Raw genomic sequence first — 23,366 nt, 5'->3', positions numbered from 1 at the left:
AACTTAGCGCGATAAAATGACTCTGATAGTCACATACATAGCAATTTGCGTTATCTAAAATCGAGATATGAGACATATGAAAAAAACCACGTTAGCAATGAGTGCACTGGCTCTGAGTTTAGGTCTGGCGTTATCCCCGCTCTCTGCGAGCGCGGCAGAAACGTCCTCTTCGGCCTCAAGTACACAGCAAATGCCAAGCCTGGCTCCAATGCTGGAAAAAGTGATGCCGTCGGTTGTCAGCATTAATGTTGAGGGTAGCACGACGGTCAACACGCCGCGGATGCCGCGTAACTTCCAGCAGTTCTTTGGTGATAATTCGCCGTTCTGCCAGGATGGTTCGCCGTTCCAGAGTTCTCCGTTCTGTCAGGGCGGTGGACAGGGCGGCGGGGCGCCGGGTGATGGCGGCCAGCAGCAGAAATTTATGGCGCTGGGCTCCGGGGTCATTATCGATGCGGCTAAAGGCTATGTCGTGACCAATAACCACGTTGTGGATAATGCGACCACGATTAAAGTACAGCTGAGCGACGGACGTAAGTTTGATGCCAAAGTTGTTGGCAAAGATCCGCGTTCCGACATTGCGCTAATCCAGATTCAGGATCCGAAAAACCTGACGGCGATTAAGCTGGCAGATTCCGATGCGCTGCGCGTCGGCGACTATACCGTGGCGATCGGTAACCCGTTTGGTCTGGGTGAAACCGTCACTTCGGGTATTGTCTCCGCGCTTGGCCGTAGCGGCCTGAACGTAGAAAACTACGAAAACTTTATCCAGACCGATGCGGCGATCAACCGCGGTAACTCCGGCGGTGCGCTGGTTAACCTGAACGGCGAACTGATCGGGATTAATACCGCGATCCTGGCGCCGGACGGCGGCAATATCGGTATCGGTTTTGCCATCCCGAGCAACATGGTCAAAAACCTGACCGAGCAGATGGTCAAGTATGGCCAGGTGAAACGCGGCGAGCTGGGTATTATGGGGACCGAGCTGAACTCTGAACTGGCGAAAGCCATGAAGGTCGATGCGCAGCGCGGTGCCTTCGTCAGCCAGGTGATGCCGGGTTCTGCGGCGGCGAAAGCAGGGATCAAAGCCGGTGACGTGATTACCTCGCTGAACGGTAAGCCTATCAGCAGCTTCGCCGCGCTGCGTGCGCAGGTGGGTACGATGCCTATCGGTAGCAAAGTCCAGCTGGGACTGGTACGCGACGGCAAAGCGGTCAATGCGACCGTCGAACTGCAGCAGAGCAACCAGACTCAGGTTGACTCCAGCACCATCTTCAATGGTATTGAAGGTGCGGAAATGAGCAACAAAGGTCAGGACAAAGGTGTGGTGGTCAATAATGTGAAAGCGGGGACTCCGGCGGCACAAATTGGCCTCAAGAAAGGCGACATCATCGTCGGCGCTAACCAGCAGCCGGTGAAAAATATCGCCGATCTGCGCAAAATCTTTGATGCCAAACCTTCGGTGCTGGCGTTGAATATCCAGCGTGGCGATAGCACTATCTATCTGCTGATGCAGTAATCGCTAACGGCTAAACCCGCCCCTTCTCCTCGCCGAGGGAAGGGGCTTTTTTTTTGCCCCGCTCTCCTTTCTGTGACTCCACCCGCAACTCCATACTTCTGTGCTTTGCTTTATGCATATGCACAATGCGACGTTCGGTTAACTCTTTTATGCTGACCCCCTGTTGACGGGAGGGTTACATGGCTGGCTGGCATCTTGATACCAACATGGCGCAGGATATCGTGGCGCGTACGATGCGCATCATTGATACCAATATCAATGTAATGGACGCCCGTGGGCGCATCATCGGTAGCGGCGATCGCGAGCGAATTGGGGAATTGCACGAAGGGGCGCTGCTGGTGCTTTCTCAGGGGCGGGTCGTGGATATTGACGATGCGGTTGCTCGTCATCTACACGGCGTGCGTCAGGGGATTAACCTGCCTTTGCGTCTGGAGGGGGAGATCGTCGGTGTGATTGGCCTCACCGGCGAACCCGAAACGCTGCGCAAATATGGCGAGCTGGTGTGCATGACCGCCGAGATGATGCTGGAGCAGTCGCGGTTGATGCATCTTCTGGCCCAGGATAGCCGCCTGCGTGAAGAGCTGGTGATGAACCTGATTCAGGCAGAAGAGAATACGCCCGCGTTAACCGAATGGGCGCAACGGCTGGGTATCGATCTGAACCAGCCCCGCGTGGTTGCCATGATTGAAGTGGATAGCGGCCAGCTTGGCGTGGACAGCGCCATGGCCGAGCTACAGCAGCTGCAGACCGCCCTGACCACGCCGGATCGCAATAATCTGGTGGCGATTGTCTCCCTGACCGAGATGGTGGTCCTCAAGCCCGCGCTGAATGCGTTTGGCCGCTGGGACGCGGAGGATCACTGCAAACGAATCGATCAGCTGATCGCCCGAATGAAAGAAAACGGCCAGCTGCGCTTTCGTGTGGCGCTGGGTAACTTTTTTACCGGCCCCGGCAGCATCGCCCGTTCGTACCGCACCGCGCGCACCACGATGATGGTTGGCAAGCAGCGGATGCCCGAGAGCCGCAGCTTTTTTTATCAGGATTTGATGCTGCCGGTGCTGCTCGATAGCCTGCGCGGCGGCTGGCAGGCCAATGAGCTAGCCCGTCCGCTGGTCCGGCTGAAGGCGATGGATAATAACGGTCTGCTGCGACGTACTCTACAAGCCTGGTTTCGCCATAACGTGCAGCCGCTGGCGACGTCAAAGGCGCTGTTTATTCATCGTAATACGCTGGAGTATCGCCTGAATCGTATCGCAGAACTGACGGGGCTGGACCTGGGGAATTTTGACGATCGTCTGCTGCTTTATATTGCGCTGCAGCTGGATGAACAGCGCTAGAAGAGAGCCCGGATAGCGACACAATGCCTTATCCGGGTTGTTGTTGGTCTCTCCCCGGAAAGCATCGCCGGCCAGGGAGCGAAAACCCACTTATTTATTGCGCGTCAGTTTTTCCAGATCGGCTTCAATTTCACTGATCTTATGAGTGACGACGCTTTCCAGATGACGCAGATCGTCAAGGATCTTACGTTTGAGGTCGACTTCGGTACGATCGCGCTGGCAGATCTGATCCAGCTCATCGATAACGTAGCGCAGATTCGGGCTAATTTCCTGAACCTCTTTATACCCCTGGCCTACGCCATCTGCGACAACGGTCTTACGCTGACGCGGGTATTTAAACTTGACGCTTTTGGCGAAGAACTCGCCTTTGTCTTTCTGAAAATAGATTTTCAGAATGTCGTTGTTGGCTTCCTGCCGCAGGCTATAGCGATCGATCTCATCAGGATTGGTAATGCCAAGACTTTTCAGATTATCGTACATAACGGTACCTTTGATATCATCATAACCTTTGAATAATTAACGAAAAGATCCATCTCCGCCAGCTTCAAATATAAAAAAAGCGGGAGATATCCCGCTTTTTATTCTGCTTAGTCGATGGTACGCAGCAGTTCGTTAATGCCGACCTTGCCGCGAGTTTTCGCATCCACTTTCTTCACGATAACGGCGCAGTACAGGCTGTACTTGCCATCTTTTGACGGCAGGTTGCCGGAAACCACCACTGAGCCCGCCGGAACGCGGCCGTAATGGACTTCGCCGGTTTCGCGATCGTAAATTTTGGTGCTCTGACCCAGGTACACGCCCATGGAGATCACGGAACCTTCTTCAACGATCACGCCTTCAACCACTTCAGAGCGTGCGCCGATGAAGCAGTTGTCTTCGATAATGGTTGGGTTAGCCTGCAGCGGCTCCAGGACGCCACCGATGCCGACGCCGCCGGACAGGTGCACGTTTTTACCGATCTGCGCGCAGGAACCCACGGTGGCCCAGGTATCTACCATGGAGCCTTCATCAACGTAGGCGCCAATGTTGACGTAGGACGGCATCAGCACGGTGTTGCGGGCAATAAATGCGCCCTGACGAACCGCCGCCGGCGGAACCACGCGGAAGCCTTCTTTCTGGAAACGCGCTTCATCATAGTCAGCGAATTTCATCGGCACTTTATCGAAGTAGCGGCTTTCCGCACCGTCGATAACCTGGTTATCGTTAATACGGAAAGAGAGCAGAACCGCCTTCTTCAGCCATTGATGGGTGACCCACTGGCCATCGATCTTTTCAGCGACACGCAGCGCGCCGGAATCAAGCAGAGAAATCACCTGGTTAACCGCTTCGCGGGTTACGGTATCCACATTTGCCGGCGTGATGTCGGCGCGACGCTCAAAAGCGGACTCAATAACATTCTGTAATTGCTGCATTGTTTTACTCTTTCTCTTTACACATTAAAAGTTCGTCACCCTTTATCGTTTGGATTGAGGGCCTCTGTCAACCGTTGTTGTACTTCTTGTTGTAGCGCATTATTAAGCCCACGCCGGTCCGCCGTCGCGATTATAAATAAATCTTCTACTCGCTCACCAATTGTCGTAATTCTCGCCCCGTGAAGCGAAATATTGAGGTCGGCGAACACCTGACCCACGCGAGCCAGCAGACCCGGCTGATCGAGCGCAATCAGCTCAAGAAACGATTTTCTGTCGGTGTGCGTCGGCAGGAAATTGACTTCGGTAACGACGGAGAAATGGCGAAGTTTCGCCGCCTGACGGCGCGGGGCCGGAGGCTGCCAGCTACGTTGGGTGATGGTCTGTTCCAGACCGTGACGGATCATTTCATGGCGATCGGCGGAAAGCGGACTGCCGTCCGGCTCCAGCACAATAAAGGTGTCCATCGCCATGCCGTCGCGGGTGGTAAAAATCTGGGCATCGTGGACGCTGAGGTTGCGGCGATCCAGTTCACCACAGACGGCGGCAAACAGATACGGGCGGTCCGGGCTCCAGATAAAAATTTCGGTCCCACCGCGCGTGGCCTGCGAGCTAAGCAGGATCATCGGTTTGCTCAGGTCATGTTTGAGCAAATTGCGGGCGTGCCAGGCGAGCTGGTTAGGCGTATGGCGCACGAAGTAGTTGGCGCGACAGCGGTTCCAGATTTGATGCAGCGCCTCTTCATTAATATTTTCCATCCGCAGCAGCGCCAGCGCCTGCAGCTGATGATGGCGTACTCGTTCGCGCATATCCGGCGTACTTTGCATCCCGCGACGCAGCTGTTTTTCGGTGGCGAAATAGAGCTCGCGCAGCAGGCTCTGCTTCCAGCTGTTCCACAAGGTTTCGTTGGTCGCACAGATATCGGCGACGGTCAGGCACACCAGGTAGCGCAGGCGGTTTTCGGTCTGCACCTCTTCGGCAAACTGCTTGATGACTTCCGGATCCTGGATATCACGGCGCTGAGCGGTGACTGACATCAACAGATGATGGCGCACCAGCCAGGCCACCAGCTGGGTTTCCCGTGAGTTAAGTCCGTGCAGCTCGGCGAATTTCAGCACATCCTGGGCGCCGAGGACCGAATGATCGCCGCCGCGACCTTTGGCAATATCATGGAACAGGGCGGCAATCAGAATCAGCTCCGGGTGGGTCAGGCGAGGCCACAGTTCCACGCACAGCGGGTGGCGGCTGCGGGTCTCTTCTTTGGCGAAGCTTTCCAGCTTCAGCAGCACGCGGATCGTATGTTCATCGACCGTATAGGCATGAAAGAGGTCAAACTGCATCTGGCCCACAATATGCGACCACTGCGGCATATAGGCCCACAGTACGCTGTGACGGTGCATCGGCAACAGCCCCCGGCTGACCGCCCCCTGGTGGCGCAACATGCTGAGGAAAATCGCGCGCGCTTCCGGGATATAGCACAGCGGCTGCGTCAGGTGGCGCCGCGCGTGGCGCAGGTGGCGAAGGGTCGTCGAGTAGATGCCGGTGATGTTGCTGTTACGCACCATAATATAGAACATGCGTAGTATTGCCTGCGGTTCGCGGATAAACAGCGTGTCGTCGCGCAGGTCAATCAGCGTGCCGCGCAGCTGAAAATCATCATCGATGGGCCGCGGCTTTTCATCTTCGGTGAGAGCGAGGATTGCTTCATCAAACAGCTGGAGCAGCATGTGATTCAGTTCGCTGACCCGCCGGGTGACGCGGAAGAAATCCTTCATCATGTATTCGATAGGCTGATTACCTTCGCCTTCGTAGCGCAGCCGGCGGGCGACGCTGAGCTGGCGGTCGAATAACAGGCGGTTGTCGTAACGGTTTAACTCGAGGTGCAGCGCAAAGCGAATCCGCCACAGCTGGTGCAGACATTCGTTAAGCTCGTTACGTTCGGCTTCGGTAAGAAAGCCGAAGCCAACCATTTCATCCAGCGAGGTGGCGCCGAAGTGGCGGCGGGCGACCCACTGCAGGGTGTGGATATCGCGCAGGCCGCCGGGGCTGCTTTTCACGTCCGGCTCGAGGTTATAGCTGGTGCCGTGGTAGCGCTGGTGGCGGATGTTCTGCTCTTCGACCTTGGCGGCAAAAAACTTCTCTGAGGGCCAGAAACCATCGCTGAAGATATGTTTCTGCAGTTCAAGAAACAGGGCCACATCGCCAATCAGCAGGCGAGATTCAATCAGGTTGGTCGCGACGCTAAGATCGGACAGTCCTTCCAGCAGGCACTCTTCCAGCGTGCGCACGCTGTGGCCAACCTCGAGCTTGATGTCCCACAGCAGGGTCAGCAGTTCGCCGACTTTCTGCGCCTGCTCGTCGGAGAGCTTCTTGCGGCTGAGAATCAGCAGGTCGACGTCGGAGAGCGGGTGCAGCTCGCCGCGGCCATATCCGCCGACAGCGACCAGCGCCAGGTCGCTGACCGGACCAAAGCCGTAATCAATCCACAGACGCTGGAGCAGCTGGTCGATAAATTCGGTTCGCGCTTCGATTAGCTGCCCGGCGGCGATACCGCTATCAAACGCTTCGCCCAGCCAGCGCTGGAAAATATCGAGATGTGCCTTGATGGCGGCACAGTTCAAATCACCTTGCGGCCAGCTACCCGGATTCTCAGGCTGACCGGAGAGGGTAGGGGAGACAGTGTCAGGTAAAGAGTTGCTCATCGCGTCACCATAAGAAAAAACTATCGCCCATAAAAAAGCCGGCGGGCGCCGGCTTTTCGTTATGCGTCGTGCGAGATTATCGCCGGGATGGTGTCATCCTTGCGTAATGTCAGAATCTCACAGCCGTTCTCTGTCACCACAATAGTATGCTCGTACTGCGCAGACAAGCTCCGGTCTTTGGTTTTCACCGTCCAGCCGTCTTTCATACTGCGGATCTCTTTCTTGCCGGCATTAACCATTGGTTCGATGGTAAAGGTCATGCCCGGCTTGAGCACCACATTGGTCTCAGGAGAGTCGTAATGCAGCACCTGCGGTTCTTCATGGAAACCGCGGCCGATACCGTGACCGCAATATTCACGCACCACCGAGAAACCTTCCGCTTCGACGAATTTCTGGATGGCTGCGCCGATCGCGCGCAGGTTGATTCCTGGCTTAACCATCTTCAGCGCCAGATACAGGCTTTCCTGGGTAATGCGGCACAGGCGCTCGCCGAGAATCGTCGGTTTGCCGACGATGAACATCTTAGAGGTGTCGCCGTGGAAATCATCCTTAATTACCGTGACATCAATGTTGACGATGTCGCCGTCTTTCAACAGTTTTTCGTCGTCAGGAATCCCGTGACAGACGACTTCGTTAATAGAGATGCACACGGATTTCGGGTAACCGTGGTAGCCGAGGCAGGCGGAGATCGCTTTCTGTTCGTTAACAATATAATCGTTACAGATGCGGTCCAGTTCGCCGGTGCTGACGCCCGGTTTAACGTAGGGTTCGATCATTTCCAGCACTTCAGCGGCCAGGCGGCCGGCGACGCGCATTTTTTCGATGTCTTCAGATGTTTTGATAGATATAGCCATGGATTGTGTCCAGCTGTGTCGGTTTTTTCGACAATAATAGAGTTATTCCTGTCAATGTTAACAGTCCGGGTGTCCTGGTGCCAAATTGAGAATCATTAACAGCACTCAGCGTCAACAACAGTTGGTTTCCGATCGGGTTTTGTGGTATAAAGCGCGCCGGACTTCCGTTCCATTTCGTACTACACAGGATGGACTGAAGCGACAAATCTCACTTTGTGTAAATAACACACACGTATCGACACATATTCCGGGGTGCCCTTTAGGGTCGGTAATATGGGATACGTGGAGGCATAACCCCAACTTTATCTATAGAGGTTTTAAACATGGCAACTGTTTCCATGCGCGACATGCTCAAGGCTGGTGTTCACTTTGGTCACCAGACCCGTTACTGGAACCCGAAAATGAAGCCTTTCATCTTCGGCGCGCGTAACAAAGTTCACATCATCAACCTTGAGAAAACTGTACCGATGTTCAACGAAGCTCTGGCTGAACTGAACAAGATCTCTGCTCGTAAAGGCAAGATTCTGATCGTTGGTACTAAACGCGCTGCAAGCGAAGCGGTAAAAGAAGCTGCTAACAGCTGCGACCAGTTCTTCGTGAACCATCGCTGGTTGGGCGGCATGCTGACTAACTGGAAAACCGTTCGTCAGTCCATCAAACGTCTGAAAGACCTGGAAACTCAGTCCCAGGACGGTACTTTCGAGAAGCTGACCAAGAAAGAAGCGCTGATGCGCACTCGTGAGCTGGACAAGCTGGAAAACAGCCTGGGCGGTATCAAAGACATGGGCGGCCTGCCGGACGCACTGTTTGTTATCGACGCTGACCACGAGCACATCGCTATCAAAGAAGCAAACAACCTGGGTATCCCGGTATTTGCTATCGTTGATACTAACTCCGATCCGGACGGCGTAGACTTCGTTATCCCGGGTAACGACGACGCAATCCGCGCTGTTAGCCTGTACCTGGGCGCTGTAGCTGCAACCGTGCGTGAAGGTCGTTCTCAGGATCTGGCTTCTCAGGCGGAAGAAAGCTTCGTAGAAGCTGAATAATAAGGTTTCACCCCTTATTAGTACCGTGTATGAATAGGGGCCCATTTTCGGCCCCTTTTTTCAATTTATACTGTTTGGCCCCCGGCCGGGCAGTTCACATCTCCCGAGGATTTAAGAATGGCTGAAATTACCGCATCCCTGGTAAAAGAGCTGCGTGAGCGTACTGGCGCAGGCATGATGGATTGCAAAAAAGCGCTGACCGAAGCAAACGGCGACATCGAGCTGGCAATCGAAAACATGCGTAAATCTGGCGCAATCAAAGCGGCGAAAAAAGCAGGTAACGTTGCTGCTGACGGCGTGATCATCACTAAGATCGACGGTACCTACGGCATCATTCTGGAAGTTAACTGCCAGACTGACTTCGTTGCTAAAGATGGTGGTTTCCAGGCATTTGCTAATAAAGTACTGGACGCTGCAGTCGCTGGCAAAATCACTGACGTTGAAGTTCTGAAAGCACAGTTCGAAGAAGAGCGTGTTGCGCTGGTTGCTAAAATCGGTGAGAACATCAATATCCGTCGCGTGGCTTCCCTGGAAGGCGACGTTCTGGGTTCATACCAGCACGGCGCACGTATCGGTGTTCTGGTTGCGGCTAAAGGCGCTGACCAGGAGCTGGTTAAACAGCTGGCAATGCACATCGCAGCAAGCAAGCCGGAATTCGTTAAGCCGGAAGACGTTTCTGCTGAAGTGGTTGAGAAAGAGTACCAGGTTCAGCTGGACATCGCGATGCAGTCTGGTAAGCCGAAAGAAATCGCAGAGAAAATGGTTGAAGGCCGCATGAAGAAATTCACCGGCGAAGTTTCTCTGACCGGCCAGCCTTTCGTTATGGACCCGAGCAAATCTGTTGCTCAGCTGCTGAAAGAGCACAATGCCGACGTTACTGGCTTCATCCGCTTTGAAGTGGGCGAAGGCATCGAGAAAGTTGAGACTGACTTTGCAGCAGAAGTTGCTGCGATGTCCAAGCAGTCTTAATTTTCAAAAGGAGCCGCCTGAGGGCGGCTTCTTTTTGTGCCCGTTTTGTAAATTCAGCGCATCGCTTATAGTGGCTGTGCTGAAAAGCGGCATACAATGTCGCCAGAATTAACTCATCTCACTCGTTGACAGTCTCAGGAAAGAAACATGGCTACCAATGCAAAACCCGTCTACAAACGTATTCTGCTTAAGTTAAGTGGCGAAGCTCTGCAGGGTTCGGAAGGCTTCGGTATTGATGCAAGCATACTTGACCGTATGGCTCAGGAAATCAAAGAACTGGTTGAACTGGGTATTCAGGTTGGCGTAGTGATTGGTGGCGGTAACCTGTTCCGTGGTGCTGGGCTGGCGAAAGCGGGGATGAACCGCGTTGTGGGCGACCACATGGGCATGCTGGCAACGGTGATGAACGGCCTTGCAATGCGTGACTCACTGCATCGCGCCTATGTGAACGCTCGCCTGATGTCAGCGATTCCGCTGAATGGCGTGTGTGATAACTACAGCTGGGCGGAAGCCATCAGCCTGCTGCGTAACAATCGCGTAGTGATTCTTTCTGCAGGTACCGGTAACCCGTTCTTCACCACCGACTCCGCTGCCTGCCTGCGTGGTATTGAAATCGAAGCCGATGTGGTACTGAAAGCCACCAAAGTCGACGGCGTGTTTACCGCTGACCCGGCCAAAGACCCGTCTGCCACCATGTACGATCAGCTGACTTACAGCGAAGTGCTCGATAAAGAACTGAAAGTCATGGATTTAGCCGCCTTTACCCTGGCGCGTGACCATAAATTGCCGATTCGCGTCTTCAACATGAATAAACCAGGCGCACTGCGTCGCGTGGTGATGGGCGAAAAAGAAGGCACATTGATTACGGAATAATTCCCGTCAGCGCCAAATCCGGGTAATATTCCGCCTTACTTTCGCGGGCTTATTGCCCGGTGATTTGCATTAAACCTGACTATACTTAGCTCACTTTTACGGTGAGCGACCGTCTGGTCTGTCTGAGACAAGTTTTCAAGGATTCGTAACGTGATTAGCGATATCAGAAAAGATGCTGAAGTACGCATGGAAAAATGCGTCGAAGCGTTCAAAACCCAAATCAGCAAAATACGCACGGGTCGTGCTTCTCCCAGCCTGCTGGATGGCATTGTCGTGGAATATTACGGCACGCCGACGCCTCTGCGTCAGCTGGCAAGCGTCACGGTAGAAGACTCCCGTACTCTGAAAATCAACGTATTCGATCGCTCGATGAGCCCGGCCGTTGAGAAAGCGATCATGGCTTCCGATCTCGGTCTGAACCCAAGCTCTGCGGGTACCGACATCCGCGTTCCGCTGCCGCCGCTGACCGAAGAACGTCGTAAAGATCTGACTAAGATCGTGCGTGCCGAAGCCGAACAGGCTCGCGTGTCTGTCCGTAACGTGCGTCGTGATGCTAACGACAAAGTTAAAGCGCTGCTGAAAGACAAAGAGATCAGCGAAGATGACGATCGCCGTTCTCAGGACGACGTGCAGAAAATGACTGACGCCGCCATTAAGAAAGTGGATGCGGCGCTGGCCGATAAAGAAGCGGAACTGATGCAGTTCTGATTCTCTGCCGATACGCTCGCCGCCCACTATTATTGATGGGCTGTGGGCGTTAAGTCTGAAACGCCGTACAGAAGACCGAACGCTCAATTCCTGGGATTGTGTTAAAACGGTCGGCCCTGTAGCCTTTGGCACGCTTGCTGAAGGTGATAGACCGCCGACCTGCTCCCGGGTAATTGTGGCGTAAGGGCTTACTGGCGGCGTTTTTCTTTTTATCCTGTCTCAATTCTTCTGGACATCTCATGAAGCAATTAACCGTTCTCGGTTCGACCGGTTCAATTGGCTGCAGCACGCTGGATGTGGTGCGCCATAACCCCGATCGCTTTTCCATCGCTGCGCTGGTCGCAGGGAAGAATGTCGACCGCATGGTTGAACAATGTCTGGAATTTTCTCCCCGCTATGCGGTTATGGACGATGTACAAAGCGCCGACGCGCTGCGCATCCGCCTGCGTGAAAGCGATAGCCGCACTGAGGTATTAAGCGGCCAGCAGGCTGCCGCTGAAGTGGCTGCGCTGGACGACGTTGACCAGGTGATGGCGGCGATTGTGGGTGCTGCGGGACTGGTACCTACGCTGGCCGCCATCCGTGCCGGCAAAACGGTTCTGCTGGCGAATAAAGAGTCGCTGGTCACCTGCGGACGCCTGTTTATGGATGCGGTACAGCAGTATGGTGCGCACCTGCTGCCCGTGGACAGCGAACATAACGCGATTTTTCAGAGTATGCCTGTAACCGTACAGCATAATCTTGGATACGCTGACTTAACGCAGAACGGCGTATCGTCGATTCTGCTGACCGGTTCCGGTGGTCCTTTCCGGGAAACGGCGATAGCGGAGCTGGCGGCGATGACGCCGGATCAGGCCTGCCGTCACCCCAACTGGTCAATGGGACGCAAAATCTCTGTCGATTCCGCCACGATGATGAACAAAGGGCTGGAATATATCGAAGCCCGCTGGCTGTTCAACGCTTCAGCCCGGCAGATGGAAGTGCTGATCCATCCGCAGTCCGTCATTCACTCGATGGTGCGTTATCTTGACGGCAGCGTCATTGCACAGCTCGGTGAACCGGATATGCGCACGCCTATCGCCCATACGATGGGCTGGCCAGACCGCCTGAATTCTGGCGTGCCGGCATTAGACTTCTGCCAGTTGAGCCAGCTGAGCTTTTCCGCGCCGGACTACGGGCGCTATCCGTGCCTCAAGCTGGCGATGGACGCATTTGACCAAGGTCAGGCGGCTACAACGGCATTGAATGCGGCAAACGAAATCTCAGTGGCAGCCTTCCTGGCCGGAGAGATTCGCTTTACCGATATTGCGGGAGTCAACCTGGCGGTGCTGGATCAACTGACGCTGGATGAGCCGCAAAGCATTGATGAAGTGCTGGTTATTGACGCTCAGGCCAGGGTTGTTGCGCAGAAGCAGATAAAACATCTGACAACGCGGGGCTGAACCTCACGACACGTTGTGATATTTGTGGGCGCTGGGCTTCGGTGATATAGTCTGCGCCACCCAATCGTTGCATTTTGTTGTAAAAGATTGTGGTGGCCGTGGAAAAACACGGCTTTTTTGCGTAAAGCTTTGGGTTGTTCTCTGCGATTAGCTGTAGCTTCGGCACTGGATAAAAATGCGTATACAGCGCTGACCGGTTGCTCGCGTTTAGTGGCTTGGCTAATCCTTATTATGGACTTAAAACGCGTTATGTTGTCTGCTAATCACACTGTCAGCGAAATATCGCCTGCGCATGGCTGTCGTCATGTCGCCATTATCATGGACGGCAACGGTCGTTGGGCGAAACAGCAAGGAAAAATTCGCGCATTCGGCCATAAAGCCGGGGCGAAGTCGGTTCGTCGCGCGGTCTCCTTCGCGGCGAACAATGGTATTGAAGCGTTGACGCTATATGCATTCAGCAGCGAGAACTGGAACCGCCCGGAGCAGGAAGTCAGTGCTCTGATGGAGCTGTTCGTTTGGGCGCTGGATAGCGAAGTGAAAAGCTTGCATCGGCATAACGTCCGCCTGCGGATCATCGGCGAGACGACGCGTTTTAATGCGCGCCTGCAGGAGCGTATCCGCAAAGCGGAAGCGCTGACGGAGAACAACACCGGCTTAACGCTGAATATTGCGGCGAACTACGGTGGGCGCTGGGATATTATTCAGGGTGTCCGCAATCTGGCCGAACAGGTTCAGAACGGGTTACTTCGGCCCGAACAGATCACGGAAGACATGCTGAGTCAGCAGGTCTGTATGCATGAACTGGCACCTGTAGATTTAGTTATTAGGACCGGGGGAGAGCATCGCATCAGTAATTTTTTGATTTGGCAAATTGCGTATGCCGAACTTTACTTTACCGATGTTCTTTGGCCCGATTTTGCAGAACAGGACTTTGAAGGTGCACTCCATGCCTTTGTTAATCGAGAGCGTCGTTTCGGCGGCACTGAGCCGGGTGGCAATCATGCCTGATGGGGGTCACTTTTGCTGAAGTATCGCCTGATATCGGCTTTCGTTTTAATCCCCGTAGTCATTGCGGCGCTTTTTCTGTTGCCGCCTGCGGGTTTTGCCATCGTCACGCTCGTGGTGTGTATGCTCGCTGCGTGGGAGTGGGGGCAATTTAGCGGTTTCACTTCAACTTCACAACGCATCTGGCTGGCGCTGCTGTGTGGCCTGTTACTGGCGTTGATGCTTTTCCTGATGCCGGAATATCACTACGACGTTCATCAACCGTTGGTTGAAGGATCGCTCTGGGCGTCGTTTGGTTGGTGGATTGTGGCGCTGCTGCTGGTGCTTTCTTACCCGGCGTCCGCGGCTTTCTGGCGCAACTCGAAGGTGCTGCGGCTGATCTTTGGTATTCTGACTATCGTCCCGTTCTTCTGGGGCATGCTGGCGCTGCGTGCCTGGCATTATGCGGATAACCATTACAGCGGCGCGCTGTGGCTGCTGTACGTGATGATTCTGGTCTGGGGCGCGGATTCTGGCGCCTATATGTTTGGCAAGATGTTCGGCAAGCATAAGCTGGCACCGAAAGTGTCTCCGGGTAAAACCTGGCAGGGGTTCTTCGGCGGTCTGGTGACGGCGGCGGTCATCTCCTGGGCCTACGGCCAGTGGGCAAATCTGGATGTTACCCCAACGGTATTGCTGGTGTGCTCCGTTGTTGCGGCACTGGCATCGGTGCTGGGCGATCTGACAGAGAGTATGTTTAAGCGAGAGGCCGGCATTAAGGATAGCGGTCATCTGATTCCCGGACACGGTGGAATACTGGATCGTATCGATAGCCTGACGGCGGCGGTACCGGTGTTTGCTTGTCTGCTATTGTTGGTCTTCAGGACGATTTGACGGAAGGTTTTATGCTAAGCGTTCTCTGGAATTTGGCTGCCTTTATCATTGCGCTGGGCGTATTGATCACCGTGCATGAGTTTGGCCATTTCTGGGTGGCTCGTCGCTGCGGCGTTCGCGTTGAACGCTTTTCCATCGGCTTTGGTAAAGCGTTATGGCGACGTTTTGACAAGCAGGGAACGGAATTCGTCATCGCTCTTATTCCACTCGGCGGCTATGTCAAAATGCTCGACGAACGCGTCGAGCCGGTGGCGCCAGAGATGCGCCACTACGCTTTCAATAACAAAACCGTTGGCCAGCGTGCGGCCGTCATTGCCGCAGGCCCTGTCGCCAACTTCATTTTTGCCATCTTTGCCTACTGGCTGGTGTTTATCATCGGTGTTCCTGGCGTCCGTCCGGTTGTTGGTGAAATAGTACCCGACTCGATTGCCGCACACGCACAAATTGCAAAAGGAACGGAACTTAAAGCGATAGATGGCATCGAAACGCCTGATTGGGATGCAGTGCGTATGGCGCTGGTCTCGAAGATTGGCGACGAGCAAACAATAGTTACGGTCGCCCCTTTCGGGAGCAGTCAGCGCCAGGATAAAATCCTCGATCTGCGGCACTGGGCGTTTGAGCCGGATAAACAAGATCCGGTGACATCGCTGGGTATTCAGCCTCGCAGCGCGCAGATTGATACGGTGCTGGCTGAAGTACAATCTGGCTCGGCGGCGCAGAAGGCCGGTTTGCAAGCGGGCGACAGGATCGTTAAAGTCGATGGTCAACCGTTAACGCAGTGGATGACGTTTGTAAATCTGGTGCGTGATAATCCGGGTAAGGCGCTGATTCTGGACATCGAGCGACAGGGGAGTCCCTTGTCTGTTACGCTGACGCCAGATAGCCGAGCCGCAAAAGGTAAAGCCGAAGGGTTTGCAGGGGTAGTGCCTAAGGTCATCCCGCTGCCTGATGAATATAAGACAGTGCGTCAGTACGGGCCGTTTGCCGCCATTGCTGAAGCCACGGATAAAACCTGGCAACTGATGTCATTAACCGTCAGGATGCTGGGTAAATTGATAACCGGTGATGTCAAACTGAACAACCTCAGCGGGCCGATTTCTATCGCCCAGGGGGCTGGAATGTCAGCGGAGTTTGGATTGATTTACTATCTGATGTTCCTTGCGTTGATTAGCGTGAACCTCGGAATAATCAATCTGTTCCCGCTTCCCGTCCTGGACGGGGGGCACCTGCTATTTTTGGCGATTGAAAAGCTGAAGGGCGGGCCGGTATCCGAGCGAGTTCAAGACTTTAGTTATCGCATTGGCTCAATACTGCTGGTGTTGTTAATGGGGCTTGCACTTTTCAATGATTTCTCTCGGTTATAAGAGAGTTTGTTAGGAAGAACGCATAATAACGATGGCGATGAAAAAGTTGCTCATAGCGTCGCTGCTGTTTAGCAGCGCAACCGTATACGGTGCTGAAGGGTTCGTGGTGAAGGACATTCATTTCGAAGGCTTGCAGCGTGTCGCTGTTGGTGCGGCCCTCCTCAGTATGCCCGTGCGTCCTGGCGATACGGTGACCGATGATGATATCAGTAACACCATTCGTGCTTTGTTTGCCACTGGCAACTTTGAGGACGTCCGCGTCCTGCGCGATGGTGATACCCTGTTGGTGCAGGTGAAAGAGCGCCCAACGATTGCCAGCATCACTTTCTCCGGTAACAAATCGGTGAAGGATGACATGCTCAAGCAAAACCTTGAGGCATCCGGCGTTCGCGTTGGGGAGTCCCTTGACCGCACGACCCTCGCTGATATCGAGAAAGGGCTGGAAGATTTCTACTATAGCGTCGGTAAGTACAGCGCCAGCGTAAAAGCTGTCGTGACCCCGCTGCCGCGTAACCGCGTCGACCTGAAACTGGTATTCCAGGAAGGCGTCTCGGCGAAAATCCAGCAGATTAACATTGTCGGTAACCATGCGTTCAGTACCGATGAACTGATCTCAACATTCCAGCTGCGCGATGAAGTGCCGTGGTGGAACGTGGTCGGCGATCGTAAATACCAGAAGCAGAAGCTGGCCGGGGATCTCGAAACCCTGCGCAGTTACTATCTGGATCGCGGTTACGCACGTTTCAACATCGACTCCACCCAGGTGAGCCTGACGCCGGATAAAAAAGGCATCTACATCACCGTAAACATCACCGAAGGCGATCAGTACAAGCTGTCCGGTGTGCAGGTGACGGGCGATCTGGCGGGGCATTCGGCAGAAATCGAAGCGTTGACCAAAGTGGAGCCGGGCGAGCTGTATAACGGCGCCAAAGTGACCAAAATGGAGAATGATATTAAGAAACTCCTCGGTCGCTATGGCTACGCTTATCCGCGCGTCCAGTCTCAGCCGGAAATTAACGATAGCGATAAGACCGTGAAGCTGCACGTCAACGTCGATGCGGGCAACCGTTACTACGTACGTAAAATTCGCTTCGAGGGCAACGATACCTCCAAAGACTCCGTTCTGCGTCGCGAAATGCGTCAGATGGAAGGGGCATGGCTGGGTAGCGACCTGGTCGATCAGGGTAAGGATCGTCTGAATCGTCTCGGCTATTTCGAAACGGTTGATACCGATACGCAGCGCGTACCGGGCAGCCCGGATCAGGTCGACGTGGTCTATAAGGTCAAAGAACGTAACACCGGTAGCTTCAACTTTGGTATCGGCTACGGTACGGAAAGCGGTGTGAGCTTCCAGGCCGGCGTTCAGCAGGACAACTGGCTGGGTACCGGCTATTCCGTCGGAATTAACGGCACCAAAAACGATTACCAGACCTATACTGAACTGTCGGTCACTAACCCGTATTTCACCGTTGATGGCGTGAGTCTCGGTGGTCGTATTTTCTATAACGACTTCGACGCGAACGACGCGGATCTGTCTGACTATACCAACAAAAGCTATGGTACGGACGTTACGCTGGGCTTCCCGATCAACGAATACAATACGCTGCGCGCGGGCTTAGGGTATGTCCATAACTCCCTGTCCAATATGCAGCCGCAGGTGTCGATGTGGCGTTATCTGAACTCGATGGGTCAATATCCGGAAAATACCGATGATAAAAACTCATTCAGCGCCAACGACTTCACCTTCAACTACGGTTGGACCTATAACAAGCTCGACCGCGGCTTCTTCCCGACGGAAGGTTCGCGTGTCAACCTGAATGGTAAAGTGACCATTCCAGGTTCGGATAACGAATACTACAAAGCTACGCTGGATACGGCGACCTATGTACCGATCGACAACGATCATAAATGGGTGGTTCTGGGACGTACTCGCTTCGGCTATGGCGACGGTATTGGCAGCAAAGAGATGCCGTTCTACGAGAACTTCTACGCCGGTGGTTCAAGCACCGTGCGCGGGTTCCAGTCGAACACCATTGGTCCGAAAGCGGTTTATTTCCCGGCCAGCAATCGCCACGATGGCGATGATAACTATGACAGTAACTGTAAGAGCACTGAGTCTGCGCCGTGTAAATCGGATGATGCAGTCGGCGGTAACGCCATGGCCGTTGCCAGCCTGGAGCTGATTACACCGACGCCGTTTATCAGCGATAAATATGCTAACTCGGTCCGTACCTCCTTCTTCTGGGATATGGGTACCGTGTGGGATACTCACTGGGATTCGAGCGCTTATGCGGGTTATCCGGATTACGGTGATCCGAGCAACATCCGTATGTCCGCTGGTATTGCGGTGCAGTGGATGTCGCCGTTGGGGCCGTTGGTATTCTCCTACGCCCAACCGTTTAAAAAGTACGAGGGAGACAAGGCCGAGCAGTTCCAGTTTAACATTGGTAAAACCTGGTAATTGCGGGCAGCAATGGAATGTAAGTGCAGTATAGCGCTGACTTTAGGCGATAATCACGGTTATCGCCTGGCCACGCAAATAACGGTACCCCTGGGTACTCATGGGATGGTAAGGAGTTAATTGTGAAAAAGTGGTTATTAGCTGCAGGTCTGGGTTTAGCAATGGTAACTTCCGCTCAGGCGGCAGATAAAATTGCAATGGTTAACATGAACAGCCTGTTCCAACAGGTTGCCCAGAAAACAGGCGTTTCTAACACGCTGGAAAACGAGTTCAAAGGCCGCGCGAGCGAGCTGCAGCGTATGGAAGGCGATCTGCAGTCCAAAATGCAGCGTCTGCAGTCCATGAAACCGGGTGCCGATCGTACCAAGCTGGAAAAAGACGTCATGGCTCAGCGCCAGACCTTCTCTCAGAAGGCGCAGTCTTTTGAGCAGGATCGTGCACGTCGCTCCAACGAAGAACGCGGCAAACTGGTTAACCGTATCCAGACTGCTGTGAAAAGCGTAGCGAGCAGCCAGAGCATCGACCTGGTTGTTGATTCTAATGCCGTTGCATACAACAGCAGCGATGTAAAAGACATCACCGCTGATGTGCTGAAACAGGTTAAATAAGTAATGCCTTCTATTCGACTGGCTGATCTAGCACAGCAGTTGGATGCAGAATTACACGGTGATGGCGATATCGTCATCACCGGCGTTGCGTCCATGCAGACTGCAAAAGCAGGTCATATTACATTCATGGTCAACCCTAAGTACCGTGAACACCTGGCCGCTTGCCAGGCTTCTGCCGTTGTCATGACGCAGGATGATTTACCTTTTGCCCAAAGCGCCGCGCTGGTAGTGCGTAATCCCTACCTGACCTATGCGCGCATGGCTCAAATTCTGGATACCACGCCGCAGCCGGCGCAGGATATCGCCCCGAGTGCGGTGATTGATGCCACGGCGACGCTGGGTAAAAACGTCTCGATTGGCCCTAACGCCGTGATCGAATCTGATGTTGTGCTTGGTGACAATGTGGTGATTGGCGCCGGGTGCTTCGTTGGGAAAAAGACGAAAATTGGTGCTGGCTCCCGTTTGTGGGCCAACGTGACCGTTTACCACGAGATTGAGATCGGTGAGAATTGCCTGATTCAGTCCAGCACCGTTATCGGTGCCGATGGTTTCGGCTATGCCAACGATCGCGGCAACTGGGTGAAGATCCCGCAGCTGGGTCGCGTCATCATTGGCGATCGCGTGGAGATCGGCGCCTGTACGACCATTGACCGTGGTGCGCTGGATGATACCGTGATCGGCAATGGCGTTATCATTGATAACCAGTGTCAGATTGCGCATAACGTTGTGATTGGTGACAATACTGCCGTTGCAGGTGGCGTTATCATGGCAGGCAGCCTGAAAATTGGCCGTTACTGCATGATTGGCGGAGCCAGCGTGATTAACGGACATATGGAAATCTGCGACAAAGTCACCGTCACCGGGATGGGGATGGTCATGCGTCCTATCACCGAGCCTGGCGTCTATTCTTCAGGGATTCCGCTGCAACCGAATAAGGTGTGGCGTAAAACCGCGGCGCTGGTGATGAATATTGATGAGATAAACAAACGCCTCAAATCGATTGAGCGTAAGGTTAATCAGCAAGATTAGCGCATCCGTTGACACACAAAATCATGCCAAGCAGTATCCGGGCGGCAACTACCGCTGACCAGGATACTGCCTGAGAGATGTAGTGTAAAAATTTTCGGCCTGTTGCATTCATAAGATTGCCGCAGGCCGTGTTATTATTGCCTTTTAGTATATTTAGACAGGAAGAGTATTTTGACTACTGAAACTCATACTCTGCACATTGAAGAGATTCTGGAACTTCTCCCTCACCGCTACCCGTTCCTGCTGGTAGACCGTGTGCTGGATTTTGAAGAAGGTCGTTTTCTGCGCGCAGTAAAAAATGTTTCTGTTAACGAGCCGTTTTTCCAGGGGCACTTCCCTGGTAAACCGATTTTACCGGGCGTACTGATTCTGGAAGCGATGGCGCAGGCCACCGGCATTCTGGCATTCAAAAGCGTCGGCAAGCTCGAACCGGGTGAACTCTATTACTTCGCCGGGATTGATGAAGCGCGTTTCAAACGTCCGGTAGTACCAGGCGATCAGATGATTATGGAAGTCACTTTCGAGAAAACCCGTCGCGGCCTGACGCGTTTTAAAGGCGTCGCGCTGGTTGATGGTAAAGTGGTTTGCGAAGCAACGATGATGTGTGCGCGTAGCCGGGAGGCCTGATACGTGATTGATAAAACCGCCTTTGTTCATCCGACTGCCATCGTGGAAGATGGCGCCGTTATCGGTGCTAACGCCCACATTGGCCCGTTTTGTATTGTTGGTGCTAACGTCGAAATTGGCGAAGGTACCGTACTGAAGTCTCATGTTGTTGTTAACGGCCATACCAAAATTGGTCGTGATAACGAGATCTATCAGTTCGCTTCCATCGGTGAAGTTAACCAGGACCTGAAATACGCTGGTGAACCGACGCGTGTGGAAATTGGCGACCGCAACCGCATCCGCGAAAGCGTCACCATCCATCGTGGCACAGTACAGGGTGGTGGATTAACGAAGGTGGGCAGCGATAACTTGCTGATGATCAACGCTCACGTCGCGCACGATTGTACGGTCGGGAACCGCTGTATTCTGGCTAACAATGCCACGCTCGCCGGCCATGTCTCGCTGGATGATTTCGTTATCATCGGCGGCATGACGGCAGTGCATCAGTTCTGCATCATCGGCGCACACGTCATGGTCGGCGGCTGCTCCGGCGTCGCGCAGGATGTCCCGCCGTTCGTGATTGCCCAGGGCAACCACGCAACGCCGTATGGCGTCAATATTGAAGGGCTGAAGCGCCGTGGCTTTAGCCGCGAAGCCATCACCGCGATTCGCAATGCGTACAAACTGCTGTACCGCAGCGGGAAAACGCTGGATGAAGCGAAGCCGGAAATCGCCGAGCTGGCGACTCAGTATCCTGAAGTTCAGCCATTTGTCGATTTCTTCGCCCGCTCCACACGCGGTCTGATTCGTTAATGTCTGCACAGCGTCCCCTGACGATTGCCCTGGTCGCCGGAGAAACCTCCGGCGATATTCTTGGCGCAGGTCTCATCCGCGCCCTTAAAGCACGTATTCCCGATGCGCGCTTTGTCGGCGTGGCGGGGCCATTGATGCAGGCCGAAGGCTGTGAGGCCTGGTATGAGATGGAAGAGCTGGCGGTGATGGGCATTGTCGAAGTGCTTGGTCGCCTGCGTCGCCTGCTGCATATCCGCGCCGATCTCACCCGGCGATTTACCGAGCTTAAACCAGACGTATTCGTCGGTATTGATGCGCCTGACTTCAATATCACCCTCGAAGGTAATCTGAAGAAGCAGGGTATCAAAACTATCCATTACGTCAGTCCGTCGGTTTGGGCATGGCGGCAAAAACGCGTTTTCAAAATTGGCAGATCCACCGATCTGGTACTGGCATTTCTGCCTTTCGAAAAAGCGTTTTACGACAAATTTAACGTTCCCTGCCGCTTTATCGGCCATACCATGGCGGATGCCATGCCGTTGGATCCGGATAAAGACGCCGCGCGGGATCGCCTGGGCATTGCCCGGGATGCGCACTGCCTGGCGCTGCTGCCGGGGAGTCGCGGCGCTGAAGTAGAAATGCTCAGCGCAGACTTTCTGAAAACCGCGCAGATTCTGCGTAACGATTATCCCGACCTGCAGGTACTGGTGCCGCTGGTGAATGCCAGAAGGCGGGAGCAGTTCGAACGTATTAAAGCGGAAACGGCGCCGGAGCTTACGGTGCATCTGCTGGATGGTCAGGCGCGCGATGCCATGATCGCCAGCGATGCGGCCCTGCTGGCTTCCGGAACCGCGGCGCTGGAGTGCATGCTGGCCAAGTGTCCGATGGTGGTTGGCTATCGTATGAAGCCGTTCACTTTCTGGCTGGCGAAACGCCTGGTGAAAACCGACTACGTTTCGTTGCCGAACCTGCTGGCCGGCCGCGAGCTGGTCAAAGAGCTGCTGCAGGATGAGTGCCAGCCTGCGTCGCTTGCGGATGCGCTGCGGCCGCTGCTGGCTGATGGTAAAACCAGCCATGAAATGCATGACACTTTCCGCGCGCTGCATCAACAAATTCGCTGCAATGCGGATGAGCAGGCGGCGGACGCGGTACTGGAGTTAGCAAAATGATTGAGTTTGTGTATCCGCATACTCACCTGGTCGCCGGCGTAGACGAAGTCGGTCGGGGACCTCTGGTCGGAGCGGTCGTTACCGCCGCGGTGATCCTTGACCCGGCACGGCCAATTGTCGGTCTGAATGACTCCAAAAAATTAAGCGAAAAGCGTCGTCTGGCGCTGTTCGATGAAATCAAAGAGAAAGCGTTAGCCTGGAGTTTCGGCCGCGCGGAACCGCACGAAATAGACGAGCTGAATATTCTGCATGCGACCATGCTGGCGATGCAGCGCGCCGTTGCTGCGCTGCCGGTGGTGCCGGAGTTTGTGCTGATTGATGGCAACCGCTGCCCGCCGCTACCTGTGCCTTCACTGGCGGTGGTCAAAGGCGATAGCCGGGTGGCAGAAATCAGCGCAGCGTCTATTCTGGCTAAAGTCGCGCGCGATGCGGAAATGGCTGAGCTGGACCTTGAATTTCCTCAATACGGCTTTGCGCAGCATAAAGGCTATCCTACCGCTTTCCATCTGGAAAAACTGATCGAACATGGCGCAACCGAGCATCATCGGCGTAGTTTTGGCCCGGTAAAACGCGCGCTGGGCCTTGCGTCCTGATTCTTGT

At 54.2% G+C, this 23,366-nt stretch carries 21 protein-coding genes; 17 read left to right on the top strand and 4 right to left on the bottom strand.

Features of this window, described 5'->3' with window-relative positions; translation table 11 throughout:
• The first annotated feature begins 76 nt into the window (after nucleotides 1–76).
• Nucleotides 77–1,516, top strand: coding sequence for a serine endoprotease DegP (gene degP / locus GRPL_RS25260; RefSeq protein ID WP_004858096.1), 1,440 nt, complete (start codon nucleotides 77–79; stop codon nucleotides 1,514–1,516).
• Between the two features lie 179 nt (nucleotides 1,517–1,695).
• Entirely contained in the window at nucleotides 1,696–2,853 is a 1,158-nt protein-coding gene (locus GRPL_RS25265) for a CdaR family transcriptional regulator (protein WP_032689414.1), read from the top strand.
• Between the two features lie 90 nt (nucleotides 2,854–2,943).
• Here GRPL_RS25265 and GRPL_RS25270 read toward each other — a convergent pair whose 3' ends face one another.
• The 4 genes from GRPL_RS25270 to map all read right to left on the bottom strand — a co-directional run bounded on the left by GRPL_RS25270 (nucleotide 2,944) and on the right by map (nucleotide 7,818).
• Entirely contained in the window at nucleotides 2,944–3,333 is a 390-nt protein-coding gene (locus tag GRPL_RS25270; protein WP_004858100.1) for a DUF3461 family protein, read from the bottom strand.
• A 107-nt stretch (nucleotides 3,334–3,440) separates the two neighbouring features.
• Nucleotides 3,441–4,265 (bottom strand): 2,3,4,5-tetrahydropyridine-2,6-dicarboxylate N-succinyltransferase, encoded by an 825-nt coding sequence (gene dapD / locus GRPL_RS25275; RefSeq protein WP_004858103.1) that lies wholly within the window; start codon nucleotides 4,263–4,265, stop codon nucleotides 3,441–3,443.
• A 35-nt stretch (nucleotides 4,266–4,300) separates the two neighbouring features.
• Nucleotides 4,301–6,964, bottom strand: coding sequence for a bifunctional uridylyltransferase/uridylyl-removing protein GlnD (gene glnD / locus GRPL_RS25280; RefSeq protein ID WP_032698105.1), 2,664 nt, complete (start codon nucleotides 6,962–6,964; stop codon nucleotides 4,301–4,303).
• Nucleotides 6,965–7,023: 59 nt separating this feature from the next.
• A complete protein-coding gene (gene map, locus GRPL_RS25285; RefSeq protein WP_032689412.1) occupies nucleotides 7,024–7,818 on the bottom strand; it encodes a type I methionyl aminopeptidase in 795 nt (264 codons plus the stop codon).
• Nucleotides 7,819–8,141: 323 nt separating this feature from the next.
• On the opposite strand from map, the gene rpsB reads away from it, so the two are divergent.
• The 15 genes from rpsB (at nucleotide 8,142) to rnhB (ending at nucleotide 23,359) form a co-directional block, all read left to right on the top strand.
• Nucleotides 8,142–8,867, top strand: coding sequence for a 30S ribosomal protein S2 (gene rpsB, locus GRPL_RS25290; protein ID WP_032689411.1), 726 nt, complete (start codon nucleotides 8,142–8,144; stop codon nucleotides 8,865–8,867).
• Nucleotides 8,868–8,984: 117 nt separating this feature from the next.
• Entirely contained in the window at nucleotides 8,985–9,836 is an 852-nt protein-coding gene (gene tsf / locus GRPL_RS25295; RefSeq protein ID WP_015585106.1) for a translation elongation factor Ts, read from the top strand.
• Between the two features lie 147 nt (nucleotides 9,837–9,983).
• Complete coding sequence (gene pyrH / locus GRPL_RS25300) at nucleotides 9,984–10,709, top strand: UMP kinase (protein ID WP_004858112.1); 726 nt, start codon at nucleotides 9,984–9,986, stop codon at nucleotides 10,707–10,709.
• A 150-nt stretch (nucleotides 10,710–10,859) separates the two neighbouring features.
• Nucleotides 10,860–11,417: a ribosome recycling factor gene (gene frr, locus GRPL_RS25305; protein WP_004858114.1), complete on the top strand. Its 558-nt coding sequence runs from the start codon at nucleotides 10,860–10,862 to the stop codon at nucleotides 11,415–11,417.
• A gap of 239 nt (nucleotides 11,418–11,656) precedes the next feature.
• On the top strand, nucleotides 11,657–12,859 hold the full coding sequence (ispC, locus tag GRPL_RS25310; RefSeq protein WP_032698104.1) for a 1-deoxy-D-xylulose-5-phosphate reductoisomerase: 1,203 nt from the start codon (nucleotides 11,657–11,659) through the stop codon (nucleotides 12,857–12,859).
• Nucleotides 12,860–13,108: 249 nt separating this feature from the next.
• A complete protein-coding gene (gene ispU, locus GRPL_RS25315) occupies nucleotides 13,109–13,867 on the top strand; it encodes a (2E,6E)-farnesyl-diphosphate-specific ditrans,polycis-undecaprenyl-diphosphate synthase (RefSeq protein WP_004858119.1) in 759 nt (252 codons plus the stop codon).
• A gap of 12 nt (nucleotides 13,868–13,879) precedes the next feature.
• A complete protein-coding gene (gene cdsA / locus GRPL_RS25320) occupies nucleotides 13,880–14,737 on the top strand; it encodes a phosphatidate cytidylyltransferase (RefSeq protein WP_032697297.1) in 858 nt (285 codons plus the stop codon).
• 11 nt (nucleotides 14,738–14,748) lie between these two features.
• The gene (gene rseP / locus GRPL_RS25325) at nucleotides 14,749–16,101 is read left to right on the top strand and encodes a sigma E protease regulator RseP (protein WP_032689408.1); all 1,353 of its coding nucleotides are present in this window, start codon (nucleotides 14,749–14,751) and stop codon (nucleotides 16,099–16,101) included.
• 31 nt (nucleotides 16,102–16,132) lie between these two features.
• Nucleotides 16,133–18,562, top strand: coding sequence for an outer membrane protein assembly factor BamA (gene bamA / locus GRPL_RS25330; protein ID WP_032689407.1), 2,430 nt, complete (start codon nucleotides 16,133–16,135; stop codon nucleotides 18,560–18,562).
• A 122-nt stretch (nucleotides 18,563–18,684) separates the two neighbouring features.
• Nucleotides 18,685–19,170 carry a molecular chaperone Skp gene (skp, locus tag GRPL_RS25335; protein WP_004858127.1) on the top strand — a complete coding sequence of 162 codons (486 nt, stop codon included), beginning with the start codon at nucleotides 18,685–18,687 and terminating at the stop codon, nucleotides 19,168–19,170.
• A gap of 3 nt (nucleotides 19,171–19,173) precedes the next feature.
• Nucleotides 19,174–20,199 carry a UDP-3-O-(3-hydroxymyristoyl)glucosamine N-acyltransferase gene (lpxD, locus tag GRPL_RS25340; protein ID WP_004858130.1) on the top strand — a complete coding sequence of 342 codons (1,026 nt, stop codon included), beginning with the start codon at nucleotides 19,174–19,176 and terminating at the stop codon, nucleotides 20,197–20,199.
• A gap of 171 nt (nucleotides 20,200–20,370) precedes the next feature.
• Nucleotides 20,371–20,826, top strand: a complete 456-nt coding sequence (fabZ, locus tag GRPL_RS25345) for a 3-hydroxyacyl-ACP dehydratase FabZ (RefSeq protein ID WP_004858132.1) — start codon at nucleotides 20,371–20,373, stop codon at nucleotides 20,824–20,826.
• A 3-nt stretch (nucleotides 20,827–20,829) separates the two neighbouring features.
• Nucleotides 20,830–21,618, top strand: a complete 789-nt coding sequence (lpxA, locus tag GRPL_RS25350) for an acyl-ACP--UDP-N-acetylglucosamine O-acyltransferase (RefSeq protein WP_032698103.1) — start codon at nucleotides 20,830–20,832, stop codon at nucleotides 21,616–21,618.
• A complete protein-coding gene (gene lpxB / locus GRPL_RS25355; protein ID WP_032689405.1) occupies nucleotides 21,618–22,766 on the top strand; it encodes a lipid-A-disaccharide synthase in 1,149 nt (382 codons plus the stop codon). The genes lpxA and lpxB overlap by 1 nt, the downstream gene beginning before the upstream one ends.
• Nucleotides 22,763–23,359 (top strand): ribonuclease HII, encoded by a 597-nt coding sequence (gene rnhB, locus GRPL_RS25360; RefSeq protein WP_032689404.1) that lies wholly within the window; start codon nucleotides 22,763–22,765, stop codon nucleotides 23,357–23,359. Before lpxB ends, rnhB begins: the two co-directional genes overlap by 4 nt.
• Nucleotides 23,360–23,366 lie beyond the last annotated feature (7 nt).

The sequence above is a fragment of the Klebsiella planticola ATCC 33531 genome, from assembly GCF_000735435.1.
Classification (GTDB): domain Bacteria; phylum Pseudomonadota; class Gammaproteobacteria; order Enterobacterales; family Enterobacteriaceae; genus Klebsiella; species Klebsiella planticola.
This window is presented reverse-complemented; position numbering and strand designations above follow the sequence as displayed.

Coding starts and splice junctions, on each gene's coding strand:
- degP (WP_004858096.1), top strand. CDS start 77: ATGAAAAAAACCACGTTAGCAATGAGTGCACTGGCTCTGAGTTTAGGT.
- GRPL_RS25265 (WP_032689414.1), top strand. CDS start 1,696: ATGGCTGGCTGGCATCTTGATACCAACATGGCGCAGGATATCGTGGCG.
- GRPL_RS25270 (WP_004858100.1), bottom strand. CDS start 3,333: ATGTACGATAATCTGAAAAGTCTTGGCATTACCAATCCTGATGAGATC.
- dapD (WP_004858103.1), bottom strand. CDS start 4,265: ATGCAGCAATTACAGAATGTTATTGAGTCCGCTTTTGAGCGTCGCGCC.
- glnD (WP_032698105.1), bottom strand. CDS start 6,964: ATGAGCAACTCTTTACCTGACACTGTCTCCCCTACCCTCTCCGGTCAG.
- map (WP_032689412.1), bottom strand. CDS start 7,818: ATGGCTATATCTATCAAAACATCTGAAGACATCGAAAAAATGCGCGTC.
- rpsB (WP_032689411.1), top strand. CDS start 8,142: ATGGCAACTGTTTCCATGCGCGACATGCTCAAGGCTGGTGTTCACTTT.
- tsf (WP_015585106.1), top strand. CDS start 8,985: ATGGCTGAAATTACCGCATCCCTGGTAAAAGAGCTGCGTGAGCGTACT.
- pyrH (WP_004858112.1), top strand. CDS start 9,984: ATGGCTACCAATGCAAAACCCGTCTACAAACGTATTCTGCTTAAGTTA.
- ispC (WP_032698104.1), top strand. CDS start 11,657: ATGAAGCAATTAACCGTTCTCGGTTCGACCGGTTCAATTGGCTGCAGC.
- ispU (WP_004858119.1), top strand. CDS start 13,109: ATGTTGTCTGCTAATCACACTGTCAGCGAAATATCGCCTGCGCATGGC.
- rseP (WP_032689408.1), top strand. CDS start 14,749: ATGCTAAGCGTTCTCTGGAATTTGGCTGCCTTTATCATTGCGCTGGGC.
- bamA (WP_032689407.1), top strand. CDS start 16,133: ATGGCGATGAAAAAGTTGCTCATAGCGTCGCTGCTGTTTAGCAGCGCA.
- lpxD (WP_004858130.1), top strand. CDS start 19,174: ATGCCTTCTATTCGACTGGCTGATCTAGCACAGCAGTTGGATGCAGAA.
- lpxB (WP_032689405.1), top strand. CDS start 21,618: ATGTCTGCACAGCGTCCCCTGACGATTGCCCTGGTCGCCGGAGAAACC.
- rnhB (WP_032689404.1), top strand. CDS start 22,763: ATGATTGAGTTTGTGTATCCGCATACTCACCTGGTCGCCGGCGTAGAC.